General features: G+C 51.1%; 19 protein-coding genes. All 19 read left to right on the top strand.

Going from position 1 to position 17,136, the window contains the following annotated elements:
* Positions 1 to 18: 18 nt before the first annotated feature.
* The 19 genes from atpB to M2298_RS14245 all read left to right on the top strand — a co-directional run bounded on the left by atpB (position 19) and on the right by M2298_RS14245 (position 17,134).
* A complete protein-coding gene (atpB, locus tag M2298_RS14335) occupies positions 19 to 834 on the top strand; it encodes a F0F1 ATP synthase subunit A (RefSeq protein WP_063228994.1) in 816 nt (271 codons plus the stop codon).
* 55 nt (positions 835 to 889) lie between these two features.
* Complete coding sequence (gene atpE / locus M2298_RS14330; protein WP_005831752.1) at positions 890 to 1,111, top strand: F0F1 ATP synthase subunit C; 222 nt, start codon at positions 890 to 892, stop codon at positions 1,109 to 1,111.
* A 189-nt stretch (positions 1,112 to 1,300) separates the two neighbouring features.
* Positions 1,301 to 1,804, top strand: a complete 504-nt coding sequence (gene atpF / locus M2298_RS14325; RefSeq protein ID WP_122962594.1) for a F0F1 ATP synthase subunit B — start codon at positions 1,301 to 1,303, stop codon at positions 1,802 to 1,804.
* Positions 1,801 to 2,328 carry a F0F1 ATP synthase subunit delta gene (locus M2298_RS14320; protein WP_122962595.1) on the top strand — a complete coding sequence of 176 codons (528 nt, stop codon included), beginning with the start codon at positions 1,801 to 1,803 and terminating at the stop codon, positions 2,326 to 2,328. Before atpF ends, M2298_RS14320 begins: the two co-directional genes overlap by 4 nt.
* Positions 2,329 to 2,368: 40 nt before the next feature.
* The gene (gene atpA / locus M2298_RS14315; protein ID WP_063228998.1) at positions 2,369 to 3,880 is read left to right on the top strand and encodes a F0F1 ATP synthase subunit alpha; all 1,512 of its coding nucleotides are present in this window, start codon (positions 2,369 to 2,371) and stop codon (positions 3,878 to 3,880) included.
* Positions 3,881 to 3,955: 75 nt separating this feature from the next.
* On the top strand, positions 3,956 to 4,819 hold the full coding sequence (gene atpG, locus M2298_RS14310) for an ATP synthase F1 subunit gamma (RefSeq protein ID WP_063228999.1): 864 nt from the start codon (positions 3,956 to 3,958) through the stop codon (positions 4,817 to 4,819).
* Positions 4,820 to 4,867: 48 nt separating this feature from the next.
* Positions 4,868 to 6,277, top strand: a complete 1,410-nt coding sequence (gene atpD, locus M2298_RS14305) for a F0F1 ATP synthase subunit beta (protein WP_122962596.1) — start codon at positions 4,868 to 4,870, stop codon at positions 6,275 to 6,277.
* Positions 6,278 to 6,304: 27 nt separating this feature from the next.
* On the top strand, positions 6,305 to 6,703 hold the full coding sequence (locus M2298_RS14300) for a F0F1 ATP synthase subunit epsilon (RefSeq protein ID WP_122962597.1): 399 nt from the start codon (positions 6,305 to 6,307) through the stop codon (positions 6,701 to 6,703).
* A 213-nt stretch (positions 6,704 to 6,916) separates the two neighbouring features.
* Positions 6,917 to 7,657 carry a DUF6042 family protein gene (locus tag M2298_RS14295; RefSeq protein WP_122962598.1) on the top strand — a complete coding sequence of 247 codons (741 nt, stop codon included), beginning with the start codon at positions 6,917 to 6,919 and terminating at the stop codon, positions 7,655 to 7,657.
* A gap of 303 nt (positions 7,658 to 7,960) precedes the next feature.
* Complete coding sequence (locus M2298_RS14290) at positions 7,961 to 8,332, top strand: NADH-quinone oxidoreductase subunit A (protein WP_063229003.1); 372 nt, start codon at positions 7,961 to 7,963, stop codon at positions 8,330 to 8,332.
* Complete coding sequence (locus M2298_RS14285; protein ID WP_063229004.1) at positions 8,323 to 8,841, top strand: NuoB/complex I 20 kDa subunit family protein; 519 nt, start codon at positions 8,323 to 8,325, stop codon at positions 8,839 to 8,841. The genes M2298_RS14290 and M2298_RS14285 overlap by 10 nt, the downstream gene beginning before the upstream one ends.
* Entirely contained in the window at positions 8,838 to 10,163 is a 1,326-nt protein-coding gene (locus M2298_RS14280) for an NADH-quinone oxidoreductase subunit C (RefSeq protein WP_280648647.1), read from the top strand. The genes M2298_RS14285 and M2298_RS14280 overlap by 4 nt, the downstream gene beginning before the upstream one ends.
* Before the next feature lie 3 nt (positions 10,164 to 10,166).
* The gene (locus M2298_RS14275) at positions 10,167 to 11,315 is read left to right on the top strand and encodes an NADH-quinone oxidoreductase subunit D (protein ID WP_063229006.1); all 1,149 of its coding nucleotides are present in this window, start codon (positions 10,167 to 10,169) and stop codon (positions 11,313 to 11,315) included.
* Complete coding sequence (nuoH, locus tag M2298_RS14270) at positions 11,312 to 12,322, top strand: NADH-quinone oxidoreductase subunit NuoH (RefSeq protein WP_173596373.1); 1,011 nt, start codon at positions 11,312 to 11,314, stop codon at positions 12,320 to 12,322. Before M2298_RS14275 ends, nuoH begins: the two co-directional genes overlap by 4 nt.
* A gap of 105 nt (positions 12,323 to 12,427) precedes the next feature.
* Positions 12,428 to 12,841: an NADH-quinone oxidoreductase subunit NuoI gene (gene nuoI / locus M2298_RS14265; RefSeq protein WP_063229008.1), complete on the top strand. Its 414-nt coding sequence runs from the start codon at positions 12,428 to 12,430 to the stop codon at positions 12,839 to 12,841.
* Position 12,842: 1 nt separating this feature from the next.
* A complete protein-coding gene (locus M2298_RS14260) occupies positions 12,843 to 13,352 on the top strand; it encodes an NADH-quinone oxidoreductase subunit J (RefSeq protein ID WP_280648646.1) in 510 nt (169 codons plus the stop codon).
* On the top strand, positions 13,349 to 13,660 hold the full coding sequence (gene nuoK / locus M2298_RS14255; protein WP_122962601.1) for an NADH-quinone oxidoreductase subunit NuoK: 312 nt from the start codon (positions 13,349 to 13,351) through the stop codon (positions 13,658 to 13,660). Before M2298_RS14260 ends, nuoK begins: the two co-directional genes overlap by 4 nt.
* Before the next feature lie 26 nt (positions 13,661 to 13,686).
* The gene (nuoL, locus tag M2298_RS14250; protein WP_122962602.1) at positions 13,687 to 15,609 is read left to right on the top strand and encodes an NADH-quinone oxidoreductase subunit L; all 1,923 of its coding nucleotides are present in this window, start codon (positions 13,687 to 13,689) and stop codon (positions 15,607 to 15,609) included.
* Positions 15,593 to 17,134, top strand: a complete 1,542-nt coding sequence (locus M2298_RS14245; protein WP_173596375.1) for a complex I subunit 4 family protein — start codon at positions 15,593 to 15,595, stop codon at positions 17,132 to 17,134. The genes nuoL and M2298_RS14245 overlap by 17 nt, the downstream gene beginning before the upstream one ends.
* The last annotated feature ends 2 nt before the right edge of the window (positions 17,135 to 17,136 follow it).

The following is a 17,136-nucleotide window of genomic DNA, read 5'->3' as shown; positions in this document are numbered from 1 at the left end:
AAGAAAGGGGTGAAATACATGCATTATTCTCTGCGATTTGAATGGTTGGGCATGGTATTTGACATCTCCACTGTTCTCATGATTTTGGTAACCTCTCTGGTGGTGCTTTTGCTCTGTATCGGGATGACCCGCAACTTGACCTCCGCTACACCAAGCGGCGCGCAAAACGTGATGGAATGGATTGTGGATTTCGTTACTGGCATTACAAAAAGCTATATCTCACCGAAAAAAGCTGCGGGTTTTGTCTCGCTGGCGCTGACTTTGTTCCTCTACATTTTCCTTGGAAACCAACTGGGTCTCGTATTTAACGTAAATACAGCACACCACAACGGTCCTGACCATCAAGTAAGCGAAAAGGTTAAAGACCTGTTGACGGCTTCCACGACTCCTGAGGCAAAACAACAAAAGATGGCCAAGCTTGAGGAAGAGCTTAACTCAAACGATCCGCATTCTCACGGTGTTGTCATCGGCTGGTGGAAATCTCCAACCGCGACACCGAGCGTAACTTTCGCTCTCGCGTTCATCGTTTTGCTGTACGCTCACTACCTGGGCATTAAGAAGAGTTTCGGTGGATGGTTGAAACATACATTCCTGAATCCGATTCACATTCTGGAGGAGTTCATCATCAAACCATTGACGCTTCCTCTGCGTCTATTCGGTAACATCTTTGCGGGTGAGGTTTTGATCGCCTTCCTGTTGGGTGTAGGGATCTTCGGAAGTATTCCGTTGTTCCTGTGGCTGGGCTACTCGGTGTTTGTCGGCTCTGTACAGGCATTCATTTTCACTACGCTGGCGATGGTTTACCTGTCTCAGCAGGTGAATGAAGATCACTAATCAGCATTTCCCCGATTTTATACTCGCTTTTACAAACTAAGGAGGTTTTTAAACAATGGAAGGTTTGGCTCTTGCAATTGGTATCGTATTTGGTCTCGCTGCTCTTGGCGCAGCAATCGGTAACTCCCTGGTAATCTCCCGTACAATTGAAGGCGTAGCTCGTCAACCAGAAGCACGTGGTAACCTGATGGGTCTCATGTTCCTGGGTCTCGGTCTGGTAGAGGCGGTTCCGATCATCGCTGTAGCGATCGGTTTCATTCTCTTCGGTCGTATGTAGTCAGCGAGCAATTGGTAACAATAGGCGGGCGCTTGATACCCGCCTCTATTTTTGATCGAGTGGAAGTCTATGAAGCTGCCATTCGACGCAAGCAAGAAAACTTCGTCATAGTACGAAGCCAGAGTGTCTGAAACAAACGGTATATACCGTGATGATACATCTTTCTTTTCGCAGGAAGGAGTGAAACGAATGCTCGACTTTGGAGCGGTGTCCCTGGAGTGGGGAACGCTTTTAACCCAAGCAATTGTGTTCTTGTTGTTGCTGCTCTTGGTTCGTAAATTGGCTATGGGCCCGATCGTTGGGATCATGGAGAAACGTCGTCAGCATATCGAAACCCAAATTTCATCTGCTGAGCGCAACCGCGCAGAAGCGGAAAAACTCTTGGCTGAACAACGTCGCGTACTGGATGAAGCTCGCGCTGAATCCAAAGCAATCATCGACCGCGCTAGCAAGCAAGCGTCTGATGAAGCGGCGAAAATCGTGGCAGAAGCTCAAGCTGCATCCGAGCGTATGAAAGCGGACGCAAGCGCTGAACTGGCACGTGAAGTAGAAAAAGCAAAATCCGAGCTGCGTGAACAAATGACCAGCCTCTCCGTACTCTTGGCTTCCAAGATTATCGAGAAAGAACTGGACGAAGCAGCTCAAAAGTCCACTGTTGACAAATTCCTGGCTCAAGTAGGAGATCGCCTATGAGTAGCGCAGTAGGAAAGCGTTATGCTCGCGCTCTGTTTGAGGTAGCGAGCGAGCGTGGCAAGATCGATCAGGTGGAAGCTGACCTTGGTGCGATCGTGCAGGCTGTGGAAGGCAACGAAGATCTGCAAAAGATCATGCAGCACCCGCACATCGCTGCAGATGCAAAGGGCAAACTGGTTGATGAGCTTTTCAAAAGCCATGTAGGGGAAGAGAGCTTCAACTTCCTGAACGTCCTGATTGAAAACGGACGGGAAGTTCAATTGTCTGACATCTACAGCTCCTTTGTGCAACTGGCAAATGAAGCGCGTGGCTACGCAGATGCTGTCGTCACGAGCGCAAAGCCGCTTTCTGATGAAGAACAGGCAGAGTTGGCTGAGAAGTTCGGTCAAACTTTGAATAAAAAGCTGCGGTTGACAGCGGTCGTAGACCCTGCAATCCTCGGCGGCATCGTTATCAAAATTGGCGACCGTCTGTACGATGGCAGCCTGAAAACAAAGTTGGAAACCTTTGCGCAAAAAGCGTAAAGCTCGGTCTTAACGAAGTTGGATGAATGGGGTGAATTAAGTGAGTGCAATCAGACCAGAAGAAATTAGCTCCCTCATCAAAGAGCGGATCGCTAATTTTAAATCTGAAATCGAAGTTGTAGACGTAGGCACAGTCATCCAGGTTGGTGACGGTATTGCTCGCGTTCACGGTTTGGAAAAGGCCATGCAAGGGGAGCTTCTTGAGTTCCAAAATGGCGTAATGGGTATGGTACTCAACTTGGAAGAAGATAACGTGGGTGTCGTTATTATGGGACCTTTCCGCGACATTAAGGAAGGCGATACTGTAAAACGTACCGGCCGCGTTATGGAAGTTCCAGTAGGGGAAGCGCTGCTCGGCCGCGTAGTAAACCCACTGGGCCAACCACTCGATGGTCAAGGACCTATCGCAAATGACGGCTACCGCCCGATCGAGAGCCCGGCTCCTGGCGTAATGGCGCGTAAATCCGTACACGAACCGCTCCAAACAGGTATCAAAGCGATTGACGCGATGATCCCGGTTGGCCGCGGACAGCGTGAGTTGATCATTGGTGACCGCCAAACTGGTAAAACAGCAGTGGCGCTCGACACCATCATCAACCAAAAAGGCAAAGACATGATTTGTATCTACGTGGCGATCGGTCAGAAGCAATCGACCGTTGCGAACATCGTAGAAACCCTGCGTAAAGCAGGCGCTCTGGATTACACCATCATCGTTTCCGCTACAGCTTCCGACCCAGCGCCAATGCTGTACCTGGCTCCTTATGCTGGTGTTACTATGGCTGAGTACTTCATGTACAAAGGCGGACACGTTCTGTGCGTATACGATGACCTGTCCAAACAGGCTGCTGCATACCGCGAAATGTCCCTGTTGCTCCGTCGTCCTCCAGGCCGCGAAGCATATCCTGGTGACGTATTCTACTTGCACTCCCGCTTGCTGGAGCGCGCTGCGAAACTGTCTGATGAACTGGGCGCAGGTTCCATTACTGCTCTGCCGTTCATCGAAACCCAAGCGGGTGACATTTCCGCATACATTCCTACTAACGTGATCTCCATCACGGATGGTCAGATCTTCCTGGAGACAGACTTGTTCAACGCAGGTCAACGTCCAGCGGTTAACACCGGTCTTTCCGTATCTCGTGTAGGTGGTTCCGCGCAAATCAAGGCGATGAAAAAGGTAGCAGGTCCGCTCAAGCTTGAGTTGGCTCAATACCGTGAGCTTGCAGCGTTTGCTCAGTTCGGTTCCGACCTGGACAAAGCTACCCAAGCTCGTCTGACCCGCGGTGAGCGCTTGATGGAAATCATGAAACAAGGCCAGTTCGATCCAATGCCTGTTGAGAAGCAAGTTGCTTCTATCTACAGCGCTACACGCGGCTACCTGGATGACATTCCAGTAGCAGATGTACGCCGCTTTGAGAAAGAGCTGCTGTCTTTCCTGGATTCCAACAAACCACAACTGTTGGAGCACATCCGCACTACGAAAGACCTTCCAGATGAAAAAGAACTGAACGCAGCGATCGAAGAGTTCAAAAAAGGCTTTTCGGTAACTCGCTAATCGTTAACCTGATAGACATCAGATGCATGCCGGGCAAGAAAGCCCGGGCATGCGTTCTCAAGGTGGTGAAAACGAGTGGCAAAAGGAATACGTGAGATTCGACGCAGTATTAAAAGTACCAAAAATACGCGCCAAATCACGAAAGCGATGAAAATGGTGGCGGCAGCGAAACTCCGCCGCAACCAGGAGAAGGCTGAGGCAGCACGTCCTTACGCTGACAAAATCCAGGAAGTGATTGCAAGCATTGCGAGCGGAACAACTGGTTCCAAACATCCGATGCTGCAAAATCGTCCGGTGAAAAAGACTGGTTACATTGTCATCACTTCCGACCGTGGACTTGCTGGCGGATATAACGCCAACATGCTTCGCAAAGTGGTTACCACCATCAGCGAAAAGCACAAATCCAAGGATGAGTACGGTATTTTTGTGATCGGTCGCAAAGGTCGTGACTTCTTCAGCAAACGGAACTATCCGCTTCTGGAAGAGGTAACAGGTCTGCCAGCCAGCCCGGCCTTTGCTGATATCAAGAAAATTGCCGGTGCGGCAGTCCAGATGTTCGCGAACGAACAAATTGACGAACTGTACCTGTGCTACAACAAGTTCCAAAGTGCAATTTCGCAAATACCTACCGTAAAACAATTGCTGCCACTGGAAGCTCCCGAGAGCAACACGGTGCGCACAATCAATTACGAGTATGAGCCGTCCTCGGAAGAAGTTCTGGCCGATCTGTTGCCTAAATACGCGGAAACACTGGTGTACAGTGCGCTTCTCGAAGCGAAGGCTTCCGAAGAAGGTTCCCGTATGACAGCGATGGGCAACGCGACAGACAACGCAACGGATATGATTAACCGTTACACGTTGATCTACAACCGTGCCCGTCAGGCAGCCATTACTCAAGAGATTTCCGAGATCGTTGCAGGTGCAAACGCACAGGCTTAGTGGCAGCGAATAGCTCCCAATTTAGCTTTACAGGAGGGAAGAAGTAAGATGGCGAATGGACGCGTGGTTCAGGTAATGGGTCCGGTTGTTGACGTCGAGTTCGACCGCGGACACCTGCCTGCCATTTACAATGCGATCAAGATTCAACATAAAGCACAAAGCGCTGGCGAGCGCGACATCGACTTGACAGTTGAGGTTGCAACTCACCTGGGTGATAACCTGGTTCGTACCGTTGCGATGTCTTCCACTGACGGTTTGGTTCGCGGTATGGAAGCCGTTGATACAGGTGCAGCTATCTCCGTTCCAGTGGGTGCAGTTACCCTCGGACGCGTATTTAACGTATTGGGAGAGCCGATCGACCTGCAAGAGCTGGGTCAAGTAGATCGTCGCGACCCAATTCACCGTAAAGCTCCTGAGTTCGTAGACCAAGCAACTACTGTTGAAATCCTGGAAACAGGTATCAAAGTAATTGACCTCTTGGCTCCGTACATCAAGGGTGGTAAGATCGGTCTGTTTGGTGGTGCGGGTGTAGGTAAAACCGTTACGATCCAAGAGCTGATCAACAACATCGCGCAAGAGCACGGTGGTATTTCCGTATTCGCTGGTGTAGGTGAGCGTACCCGTGAAGGTAACGACCTGTACCACGAGATGAAAGATGCAGGCGTTCTGCCGAAAACCGCGATGGTATTCGGTCAAATGAACGAACCGCCTGGTGCGCGTCTTCGCGTAGCGTTGACCGGTCTGACAATGGCGGAGTATTTCCGTGATGAAGAAGGCCGCGACGTTCTTCTGTTTATCGACAACATCTTCCGCTTTACCCAAGCGGGTTCCGAGGTATCCGCTCTCTTGGGCCGTATGCCATCCGCGGTAGGTTACCAGCCAACACTGGCTACCGAAATGGGTCAGCTGCAAGAGCGCATTACTTCTACGAAAAAAGGTTCCGTAACGTCTATTCAAGCGATCTACGTACCAGCGGATGACTATACTGACCCGGCGCCTGCGACTACGTTTGCTCACTTGGACGCTACTACCAACCTGGAGCGCTCCATCGCTGAGTTGGGTATCTTCCCTGCGGTAGACCCACTCGCATCCACTTCCCGTGCTCTGACTCCTGACGTAGTTGGTCAAGAACACTACGATGTGGCTCGTGGCGTGCAAAAAATCCTGCAACGTTACAAAGAATTGCAAGATATCATCGCGATCCTTGGTATGGACGAGCTGAGCGACGATGACAAACAAGTGGTTGGCCGCGCGCGCCGCATCCAACGCTTCCTGTCCCAGTCCTTCCACGTTGCCGAGCAATTTACTGGTAACCCAGGCCAATACGTGCCATTGAAAGAAACGGTTCGCAGCTTTAAAGAAATCCTCGAAGGCAAGCACGACCACCTGCCAGAGGGCGCGTTCCTGTATGTAGGAACGATTGAAGAAGCGGTAGAAAAAGCGAAGAAAATGGCGTAAGACACCCTGGAAAGGGGAGACGATTAAATGAGTAAGATGACAGTTGAAGTCGTAACTCCTGAACGGGTTGTCTATAGCGGTCAGGCTGAAATGGTCATTGCTCGCGGTGTTCAAGGGGATCTCGGTATTTTGCCGAACCATATGCCACTGGTGAGCCCGCTGAAAATAGCGCCTGTTCGGATCAAGACAGAAGGCGAGAAAGAAGTAAAGATGGCTGTAAGCGGCGGCTTCATGGAAGTGCGCGGCGATAAAGTAACCATCCTTGCTGAAACGGCTGAATTGCCGGGAGACATCGATGTTGAACGCGCGAAGGCAGCGAAAGCTCGCGCCGAGAAGCGTTTGGCTGAGAAATATGCCGAGCTCGACGTCCAGCGTGCTGAGCGTGCGCTGCAACGTGCGATGGCACGTCTCGACGTAACGAAGTAAGCGTAAGCTTGATATCCCCGCGCCCATGTGGCTGCGGGGATTTTTCGGTTACGAGCGCGTATGGCGATACATGCATGCTGGGCATGATATTTCCAGTTGGTAATCGCCTATCGTTTCTGTGTATAATAGACCTAATGCCCTGCCGTCTGACATGATTTTTTGCGACAGCATAATGCGCGGCACTGGCTAGTGGAATTAAAGGAGAGTGTACTGATGCAAACCATTCGCGATATTCGCCACAATCAGGATGGCGTAGTGATTCCGAGCGGCTTCGCGGCCAATGGCTGGTCGAACGTGCTGTCTCATGAGATGAATGTCCTGTTTCAGGCTCTGTGTTTTGTCGTAACAGAGTACGAGACAAAAGCGGAGATGGAAAAAGGACTGGATGAAATCGAAGCGTTGAAAGGCGCCTTTTCTGTACCTGCCAAGGAAGCATTTAAATCGGAAGAAGACTATGAAGGCTATGTAGACCTGCTGAACCGCTTCAAGGCATTCCTGAAGCGTTCCGATTACGCTTATCCTGCATCCCGTGTGGAAGCGATTGAGCTTTTCGTAAAATGGGGTCTTGTGATCGACAACGAAGACGCGTGGGATATTCCTGTCCACCCGTTCCCGGATGTACCTCAGTTGTTCAATCTGAGTGAAGCGGAATCGCTCGCCCTGGCGCATGTAAAGCTGGAAGCGCTGGTACACCCTATTTTCAGCCGTCTGGTCATGATGCTGCATGAACGCGATGAAAACACGTTTAGCATCTCCAAGGCAGAAATGAAAGAAATGCTGAATACGAATGACCAGATGCTTACTGAAGTTTTGATCAAGCTGACTCCGTATATGGAAGAGGCGATCGAGAACGTACTGGAACTTCCGGATGATGAGAAACTGAATTTCACCATTGTATGGGAGCGCATTTACGAAGACTTCCTCGGTCAGCAGTTTTCAAGCAATGTTCAATAATGCACAAAATAAATACGCCTGACGGACATATTCGTTTGGCTATTATATGATGCTGGAAAAACTTAGGGAAAAATCTCTAAGTTTTTCCCTTTATATGGGACTACAGGAAGGCTTTCGTTAGACACCCAATTGGCAATTTGATATAATGATAAAGGTATTTTTTTCTAGCAGTATCGGTCTGCGACTACGTTCATACCTTCATCTGCGATGCTGCAAGGAGTACCCTTTTGATGATGTTCATACTTCATCTGGAGGGCAGCGCAAGACAGATTCATATCTTTCTTACGAGCGGAGGGAACGTGGGTGATTGACATCTATACCAACAATTATGTTATTGTCGCGATCTTTTTGTTTCTCGGTGTGTTGTTGCCCGTAGCTACTGTCAGCTTCGTTGGTCCACTACTGCGTCCAAAGAAACCGACACGGGAGAAGCAAACCACTTATGAAAGCGGTAACATTCCTGTTGGTGACAGCTGGGTACGTTTCAACGTGAAGTATTACATCTTTGCCCTTATGTTTGTCATTTTCGATGTAGAAACACTCTTTCTGTACCCGTGGGCCGTCGCTTACAAAGAGTTGGGGCTGTTCGCCCTGGTCGAGATGGTCATCTTTATATCCTTGCTTGTGGTAGGGCTGATTTACGCGTGGAGAAAGAAGGTGCTGGAATGGAACTAGATCTGACAAGCATTGCGCCTGAATTGCAAGAAGAACTGAATCGAAACGTCATGTTTACGACTTTGGAAACGGTAAAAGGATGGGTGCGAAGCAATTCGCTCTGGCCTTTGACTTTTGGCCTTGCCTGTTGCGCGATTGAGATGATGGGAACCGGGGGAGCGCGATACGATCTGGACAGGTTCGGGGTAATTTTCCGGGCTTCGCCGCGCCAATCCGATGTCATGATCGTAGCCGGAACGGTTACGAAAAAAATGGCTCCATTGCTGCGCCGCTTGTACGACCAGATGCCTGAACCGAAGTGGGTGATTGCGATGGGGTCCTGTGCGACGGCGGGCGGACCATATGTGCGCTCGTACAGTGTCGTAAAAGGTGTCGATCAGATCGTTCCCGTCGATGTATACATTCCAGGGTGTCCACCTAACCCTGCCGCCCTGATTTACGGAATCAACAAACTTCAGGAAAAAATTCGCTATGAAGCGAAGACTGGGAAGCGGGTGACCAGTCCATGAGTGAAGAAAAACGCAGGCCAACGCCGGAAGAAAAGGCGCAGGCAGCAGCCGAGGCGCGTGCCAAAGCTGAAGCTTTGCGAAAATTAAGAGAACAGGAAGAGCAGGGCGCAGAGCCAGCTCCACCAGCTCAAGAAGAAGCTCAGGCACAAGCTGCAGATTCGCAAGAGGAAGCAGCACCAGCAGCGAAGCCAGTCTCGGAAATGACGCCGGAAGAAAAAGCAGCAGCGAAAAAGGCGGCGGCCGCAGAAGCGATTGCCAAAGCCAAAGCTGCGAAGGAAGCCGGAGCAGATACGCCAAGCGAAGCAGCACCACCAGCGCCTAAGCCAGTCTCAGAAATGACGCCGGAAGAAAAAGCAGCAGCGAAAAAGGCGGCAGCGGCAGAAGCGATTGCCAAAGCCAAAGCTGCAAAGGAAGCCGGAGCAGATACGCCAAGCGAAGCAGCCACGCCAGCAGCGAAGCCAGTCTCGGAAATGACGCCGGAAGAAAAGGCAGCAGCGAAAAAAGCGGCAGCAGCAGAAGCGCTGGCAAAAGCGAAAGCTGCCAAGGAAGCAAAAGAATCTGCCCAGCAGGGAGATGGCGCTTCGTCAGCAGAGGGGGCAGATGCGGAAGCGAAGGCAAAAGCCGCCGCAGCGGCCAAAGCAAAAGCAGCTGCCGCCGCTGCAGCTAAGGCGAAGGCCGAGAGAGAAGCGAGTGGCTCGCCAGCAGATGGCGGGGATGATGACGCCAAAGCGAAAGCCGCCGCAGCAGCAAAAGCCAAGGCTGCCGCCGCAGCCGCTGCAAAGGCAAAAGCTGCTCAAGCGACTGGCGATGGAGCGGAAGCAGCAGAAACGCCAAAAGCTCCTTCCAAAAACCAACCGTATCTCGACAAGTACGTGCTGCGTATTACAGAGAAGTTCGGCAAAGAAGTGCTGGAAGCCAGTTATATTAACGAATTGGCCAAGGAAGTCCCGACATTGGTTATTCAGAACGAACGGTGGCACGAGATTGCCCAGTTTCTGAAAGAAGACGGGCAATTGGCCTTTGAATATTTGTCAGATTTGCATGGCGTCGATTATGAGGACAGGATGGAAGTTTATTACCATCTGTACTCCTACAAAAATCGGCAAAGCCTGGCGGTAAAAGTCAAAACCAGTCGGGAACAGTCGTCTGTGCCGTCTGTCATGGACGTATGGAACGGCGCCAATTGGAATGAAAGAGAGACTTTTGACTTGTTGGGGATTCATTTCCCGGGACATAAGGATTTGCGTCGAATTTTGCTGCCGGATGATTGGGTAGGCTATCCGCTGCGAAAAGATTATGTGCAATACGACGAGGAGGTTTAACTGATGAACCAGAACATCCTCACAACAAGTGTCGATACCTCTTCAGAAAACGGCATTCGCACGGAAGAGATGCTTCTGAATGTCGGCCCGCAGCATCCAAGTACACACGGAGTATTTCGCTTGGTCGTCAAAATTGATGGCGAAACGATCAAGGAAGCTATTCCGGTCATGGGCTATCTCCATCGCGGCACCGAAAAGCTGGCGGAAAACCTGAACTATACGCAGATTATTCCTTACACCGACAGGATGGACTACGTGTCTGCCATGACCAACAACTACGTGCTCTGTCACGCGGTAGAGACGATGATGGGTCTGGAAATACCCGAGCGTGCCCAGTTCTTGCGCCTGATTGCCATGGAATTGAACAGGGTGGCAAGTCACCTGGTCTGGTGGGGAACTTATTTGCTCGACATCGGTGCAATGGGACCGTTCCTGTATGCGTTCCGCGATCGGGAAATGATCCTTGACCTGTTTAACGAGCTGTGTGGAGCGCGAATGACTTTCAACTACATGCGGATCGGCGGCGTGAAGTGGGATGCGCCTCCAGGCTGGGTAGACAAGGCAAAGGAATTTGTCCAATACATGAAGAAGGAACTGAACAACTACCACCAGCTCGTATCCGGAAACGAAATTTTTATCAGCAGGATCAAAGGCATCGGAAAATTCGACACCAGTACGGCATTGGATTACTCGCTGTCTGGCGTTATGCTGCGAGCCACTGGCGTGAAGTGGGATTTGCGCAAAGATGAGCCATATTGCATCTATGATCGCTTCGATTTTGATGTTCCGACTGCGACAGAGGGCGATTGCATGGCGCGTTATCAAGTGCGCATGGCAGAGATTGAACAGTCGTTGCGCATTTTGGAGCAAGCCCTGGAGCAGTTCCCGAGCGAAGGGGAAGTGATCGGCAAAGTGCCTCGTGTCATCCGGCCACCAGCTGGCGAGACTTATGTGCGGATCGAGTCTCCGCGTGGGGAAATCGGTTGCTACATCGCAAGCCAGGGTAAGGATAAGCCTTGGAGATTGAAATTCAGACGGCCGTCCTTTACCAATCTGCAAATTCTGCCCACATTGTTGCAGGGAGAAAGCCTTGCCAACATGATCGTCATCCTGGGCAGCATCGACATCGTGCTCGGGGAGGTTGACTGTTGATGAATGCGCTTTTGCAGCAAGCCCCCTCATGGGGAAACACTCTCTGGTTTATTTTGGCGGCGGTGATCCTGCTGGCAGTTTTGCTGGGATTCGTCACATACGCTATCTACTTCGAGCGCAAAGTCATCGGTTGGATGCAGCTGCGCATTGGGCCCAATCGCGTCGGGCCTTTGGGACTTTTGCAAACCGTTGCTGACGTTACCAAGCTGCTGTTGAAAGAAGATACGCGTCCCAAGCACGCTGACAAAGCTTTGTTCACATTGGCGCCGATTTTGGCTTATGCGCCCGCCTTCGCTGTCCTGGCAGTCATGCCGTTTACGGAAAGCATCCAGTTTGCCGATTTGGGAATCGGCCTGCTGTACTATATCGCGCTTTCCGGCATTACGGTGCTCGGGGTGATTACGGCTGGCTGGGCTTCGAACAACAAGTATTCGCTGATCGGGGGTCTCCGCTCTGCTGCGCAGATGATCAGCTATGAAGTGCCGCTGGTCATGTCCGTGGTTGGTGTCGTTCTGTTGACGGGCAGCATGAATCTCAGGGAAATTGTCGAGGCGCAGCGGGATGTCTGGAATATTGTTCCGCAGTTTATCGGGTTTGCCGTATTTATCATTGCTGCTCAGGCAGAGCTGAACCGTACGCCGTTTGACCTGCCTGAAGCCGAATCGGAGCTGGTAGCCGGATATCACGTCGAATACTCCGGATTCCGTTTTGCCATGTTCATGCTGGCAGAGTACGTGTACATGTTCGGGATGGGGACGCTGATTACGATTTTGTTCCTTGGTGGATGGCTGCCGATTCATCCGGCTTTGGGCTTTATTCCGGGAATCGTCTGGTTTGTGCTCAAGTTCTCGCTGTACATCTTCCTTCAGTTTTGGATTCGGGCTACCATGCCGCGCTTGCGAGTAGACCAACTGATGTCGTTTGCCTGGAAAGTGCTTCTGCCAATCGCGCTGTTCAACATACTGCTTACCGCTGTCGTCGTCTCCTATCAAAACGGGATGTTCTGATTTTGGCGGCAGAAAGCAACTGCTAGGCGTTACGGGTTTCTACGCGCAGGCTTCGCCATTGGCAAGGCGATAGTCAAGTAACTCAAATTCTGAGGGGTGACACACATGCTTGGACTGGCTAAAGGCCTTGGGTATACCTTTAAAAAACTCACGGAGAAAAAAGTTACCCATTTTTATCCGGATGTGCCCTTTCCCATGCCGCCACGCTTTCGCGGCATCCAACACTTTTCCCCGGAAAAATGCATCGTTTGCAACCAATGCGCCCGCATTTGTCCGACCGAGTGCATTCAATTGACAGGGAAGCCCCATCCTGATCCGGATAAAAAGGGAAAGATCATCGATACGTACGATATCAACTTCGAGCTATGCATCTTGTGCGATCTCTGTACGGAGGTTTGCCCTACCGAAGCGATTGTGATGACCAACAACTTCGAGCTGGCAGCTTACAGCAGGGACGAACTGTACAAAAACTTGAAATGGCTGGATGACAACAATACAAACGTCAGGGAGGAGAACTAGCATGACTGGCGAATTTGCAGCCTTTTTTATCCTGTCTCTCCTGACGATTGGCGGCGCAGTCTTCATGATCAGTTTTACTCGTGTTGTACACATGGTAATCTCGCTCGGGGTCACATTTATCAGCATCGCAGGACTGTTTGTTTTGCTCGGAGCAGAGTTTGTAGGCGTGGCGCAAGTGCTGGTCTACTCTGGTGCGATTTCCATTCTGATGCTGTTTGGAATCATGCTCACCAAGCACGATGCCCAGGACGAAGGAACAGGGCGCAAGTGGAAAAACCGCTTCATTCTGTTGTTTGTCGCTGGTTTGTTCGGCCTGTTGTTCTGGGGAATCCAAAACACACCGTGGCCTGCACCACCGCCGCCAGTGGCTTCTTCCGTGAGCAACGCAAAAGAAATCGGACTGGAAGTATTCACGAAGTACGTCATTCCATTTGAACTGTTGTCCGTACTGCTCTTGGTCGCGTTGGTCGGTGCGATCATCATGGCAAAAAAGGAGGGGGATAACGAATGACAGTGAGCATTACCTCCTACTTAATGGTCGCATTGATTTTGTTCTGTGTCGGTTTGTACGGAGCACTGACAAAGCGAAATGCGGTTGTCGTTTTAATCTCGATCGAATTGATGCTGAATGCGGTGAATATCAATCTGGTCGCGTTTTCCAAATACGGCTTGTACCCCGCTGTAGCCGGGCAAATTTTCACCTTGTTCACCATGACGGTTGCTGCTGCCGAGGTCGCAGTGGGTCTGGCGATCTTGATCGCGCTCTACCGCAACAAGGAAACAGTCAATGTAGATGAAATAGACCAAATGAAACGATAGATGGAGACCTGATAAGGAGGACAAAGATGGATACTTTTTTGCACTACGCCTGGCTCATCCCTCTGTTTCCGCTTCTTGCTTTCATCGTGATCGTTTCGTTTGGTCGCCAGTTGAAAGAAGGAGCGGCCATAGTCGGCATCGGGCTGACAGCTGTTTCTTTCGGAATCGCCGTCCTCGCTTTTTGGCAGAGATTCCGGGATGGGGGAGTAGACTACAACTATGTGGTAGATTGGCTTCATGTCGGTGACATCGTGATCAATATGGGCTTTGAGGTAACTCCGCTCAATGCGATGATGCTGGTTATCGTCACGCTGGTCAGCTTGCTCGTTCAGATTTATTCCAAAGGCTACATGCATGGCGACGAGCGCTTTCCGGTGTTTTACCAATATCTCGCCCTGTTCACGTTTTCCATGCTTGGGCTGGTCATTTCTCCGAACCTTTTGCAAGTGTACATTTTCTGGGAGCTGGTTGGCGTCTGTTCCTTCCTGCTCGTCGGTTATTACTATTTCAAACCGGAAGCCAAAGCGGCTGCGAAAAAGGCATTTATCGTTACGCGGATTGGCGACCTGGGATTGTTCATCGGGATATGCTTGCTGTTCTGGTGGACCGGAAGTTTTGAGTACGGGCCGATCTTCGAAAGCGTAGCTCTCGGACGACTGGAGCCGTGGATGATTACAGTCGCAGCGATTTTGATTTTTATCGGTGCGATGGGGAAATCAGGTCAATTCCCGCTGCATACGTGGTTGCCTGATGCGATGGAAGGTCCTACGCCTGTATCTGCCTTGATTCACGCAGCGACGATGGTTGCTGCCGGTGTGTACCTGGTGGCTGCGACTTATCCGCTGTTCATCGCTTCTGATACGGCTTTGACTGTAGTGGCTTATGTAGGTGGCATCACGGCGATTTTTGCCGCTTCCATCGGTTTGACACAGCGCGACATCAAGCGTGTGCTTGCGTATTCCACAGTCAGTCAGCTCGGGTACATGATGATGGCGCTGGGGGTTGCCGGTGCTGCCGGCTATGTGGCCGGATCGTTTCACTTGATGACGCACGCCTTTTTCAAAGCGTTGCTCTTCCTCGGAGCGGGCAGCGTAATCCACGCCGTACATACGCAAGATGTGTTTGAAATGGGCGGTTTGTGGAAAAAGATGCCTGTCACAGCACTGACATTTTTGATCGGCTGTCTGGCTATTGCGGGAATCTTTCCTTTCGCCGGATTCTGGTCGAAAGAAGCGATTTTGGGCGCTGTATATGGAGCGCATCGCTACGATCTGCTGGTTATTGCGCTGGTTGCGGCTTTCTTTACCGCATTCTATATGTTCCGATTGTTTTTCCTCACGTTCACGGGAAAAGCTCGGGGCAAGCACGAAGCACACGAGTCACCTGGAGTCATGACTGGACCTTTGCTAATTTTGGCGCTGCTTGCTGTAGTCGCCGGATTCGTGAACACGCCTTACGCACCTTTGCTGACTGACTGGCTTTTGTCAACAGGAACAGGTACGGCAATTGTCAACGTGTTTGGCGAAGGAACAGAGCATGCCGCTTCCTGGCTGCAAATCGTCGCTTTGCTCATCTCGGTGCTGGGCGTCATTTTGGCCTACCTGATGTACGGCAAAAAGTCGGTATCGCCAAACAGCATTCCCGAAGCGATGCCGTGGCTCTATCGACTCTCTTACCGAAAATACTATGTGGATGAACTGTACCAGAATGTGATTGTGCGGCCACTTGGCTGGCTGGGAATCATTTTGAACGGGTTTGACAAATACGTGGTGGATGGCCTGGTTGGGCTGACAGCCAAGATTACGCAGGGAATTGGCGCTTTACATGCACGTGTGCAAAGCGGCCAGATCCAGTCTTACGGGGCGATGGTTCTGTTTGGCCTGCTGCTGTTGATCCTTGCCATCAGTTTGACGGTCGAGGGAGGTGGACTCTTTGGTTTCGGGCGCTAATATCCTTTTGTCGTCGCTGGTGTTCTCTCCACTTCTGGCGATTCTCGTGATCGCTTGCATCCCTGGTCGTCGATTCGCGGCAATCAAGCAGGTCGGGATACTGGGAACCTTGTTGCCGTTGATCCTGGCATTTTGGATGTTCGGTTTGTTCAATTACGATACATCCAATCTGCAGTTTGTCGAACGTCATGACTGGATTTCCATTCCGATCGGACTTGCTCAGACAGGTACGGTATTCGCTTTTGAAATCAACTATGAGCTTGGTGTGGACGGGATTTCCATGCCGTTGATTTTGCTGACAGCGATTATCGGAACTCTCGCTGCGGTCGCTTCCTGGCAGATCAAAAAGCGGCTGAAGGAATTTTTCATCTTGTTCCATCTGCTGCTGATCGGGATGCTCGGAGTTTTCGCAGCCGACAACCTGTTCCTGTTCTTCATTTTCTTCGAGCTGACACTGGTGCCGATGTACTTCCTGATCGGAATATGGGGCTATGGCGAACGCGAGCATGCGGCCAACAAGTTCCTGTTGTACAACGGAATCGGTTCCGGCATCATGCTGCTGGCCTTCATCGCTATTTTCGTCGTCATGCGGACACTGAATATCGATCAGATTGCCGCGATTTTGACGACACCGGACCATCCGGTCACAGCAGCGCTGACGCCAACAGTTCGCTTCGCCTTGTTCATGGCCCTGTTCGTTGCCTTCGCGATCAAGCTTCCGGTGTTTCCGTTCCATACGTGGATGCTGAAAGTGCACGTACAGGCTCCGCCGTCCATCGTCATGATTCACTCCGGCATTTTGCTGAAGATGGGGGCATACGGACTTTTGCGAATGGGCATCGGATTTTTCCCGGAACAGGCGTACCAGTTCTCTACATGGCTGGCGATCCTGGGAATCATCAACGTGCTGTATGGCGCGGTGCTCGCTTTTGTGCAAAAAGATTTGAAAATGGTTCTGGCGTACTCCAGTATCAGCCATATGGGGATCGTTCTCCTTGGTTTTGCGGCCATGAACTCGATCGGCTTTCAAGGAGCGATGTTCCAGGTTGTCTCTCACGGTTTTATTTCGGCGCTGTTGTTCTTCCTGATCGGCGTCATTTGGGACCGGACGCAAACTTCGATGATCGACGACCTTGGCGGCTTGTCCAAATCCATGCCATTTGTCAGCGGCGTCTTTTTGGCTGGCGGTATGGCATCGCTCGGACTGCCTGGCATGTCCGGATTTATCAGTGAGTTCTTTGCTTTCCTGGGACTGTTCGGTCGAATGCCTGTACTGGCTGCGATCGGGGCGCTTGGCATCGTGCTTACAGCCGTCTATTTGTTGCGAGCGATCATGCGAACGACATTTGGGCCGACACCAAGCCGCTTCACAGGTCTTGCGGATGCACAGCCGATGGAAGTGATTCCGATGGTCGTGCTTCTCGGGTTTATTATCCTCATCGGCGTATATCCAGCTGTCCTGGGAAATCCGATGCAGCAGGCTCTGAAGACGATCGTACCGATTGTAACGGGAATAGGAGGGTAATC

It is taken from the genome of Brevibacillus sp. 1238, from assembly GCF_029892995.1.
In the GTDB taxonomy this organism is placed as follows: Bacteria; Bacillota; Bacilli; order Brevibacillales; family Brevibacillaceae; genus Brevibacillus; species Brevibacillus parabrevis.
This window is presented reverse-complemented; position numbering and strand designations above follow the sequence as displayed.

Bases quoted from the DNA above. Each gene is read 5' to 3' on its own strand.
- M2298_RS14320 (WP_122962595.1), top strand. From the start codon at position 1,801: ATGAGTAGCGCAGTAGGAAAGCGTTATGCTCGCGCTCTGTTTGAGGTA.
- atpF (WP_122962594.1), top strand. From the start codon at position 1,301: ATGCTCGACTTTGGAGCGGTGTCCCTGGAGTGGGGAACGCTTTTAACC.
- M2298_RS14275 (WP_063229006.1), top strand. From the start codon at position 10,167: ATGAACCAGAACATCCTCACAACAAGTGTCGATACCTCTTCAGAAAAC.
- M2298_RS14300 (WP_122962597.1), top strand. From the start codon at position 6,305: ATGAGTAAGATGACAGTTGAAGTCGTAACTCCTGAACGGGTTGTCTAT.
- atpE (WP_005831752.1), top strand. From the start codon at position 890: ATGGAAGGTTTGGCTCTTGCAATTGGTATCGTATTTGGTCTCGCTGCT.
- nuoL (WP_122962602.1), top strand. From the start codon at position 13,687: ATGGATACTTTTTTGCACTACGCCTGGCTCATCCCTCTGTTTCCGCTT.
- nuoI (WP_063229008.1), top strand. From the start codon at position 12,428: ATGCTTGGACTGGCTAAAGGCCTTGGGTATACCTTTAAAAAACTCACG.
- M2298_RS14285 (WP_063229004.1), top strand. From the start codon at position 8,323: ATGGAACTAGATCTGACAAGCATTGCGCCTGAATTGCAAGAAGAACTG.
- nuoK (WP_122962601.1), top strand. From the start codon at position 13,349: ATGACAGTGAGCATTACCTCCTACTTAATGGTCGCATTGATTTTGTTC.
- M2298_RS14280 (WP_280648647.1), top strand. From the start codon at position 8,838: ATGAGTGAAGAAAAACGCAGGCCAACGCCGGAAGAAAAGGCGCAGGCA.
- atpD (WP_122962596.1), top strand. From the start codon at position 4,868: ATGGCGAATGGACGCGTGGTTCAGGTAATGGGTCCGGTTGTTGACGTC.
- atpB (WP_063228994.1), top strand. From the start codon at position 19: ATGCATTATTCTCTGCGATTTGAATGGTTGGGCATGGTATTTGACATC.
- M2298_RS14260 (WP_280648646.1), top strand. From the start codon at position 12,843: ATGACTGGCGAATTTGCAGCCTTTTTTATCCTGTCTCTCCTGACGATT.
- M2298_RS14295 (WP_122962598.1), top strand. From the start codon at position 6,917: ATGCAAACCATTCGCGATATTCGCCACAATCAGGATGGCGTAGTGATT.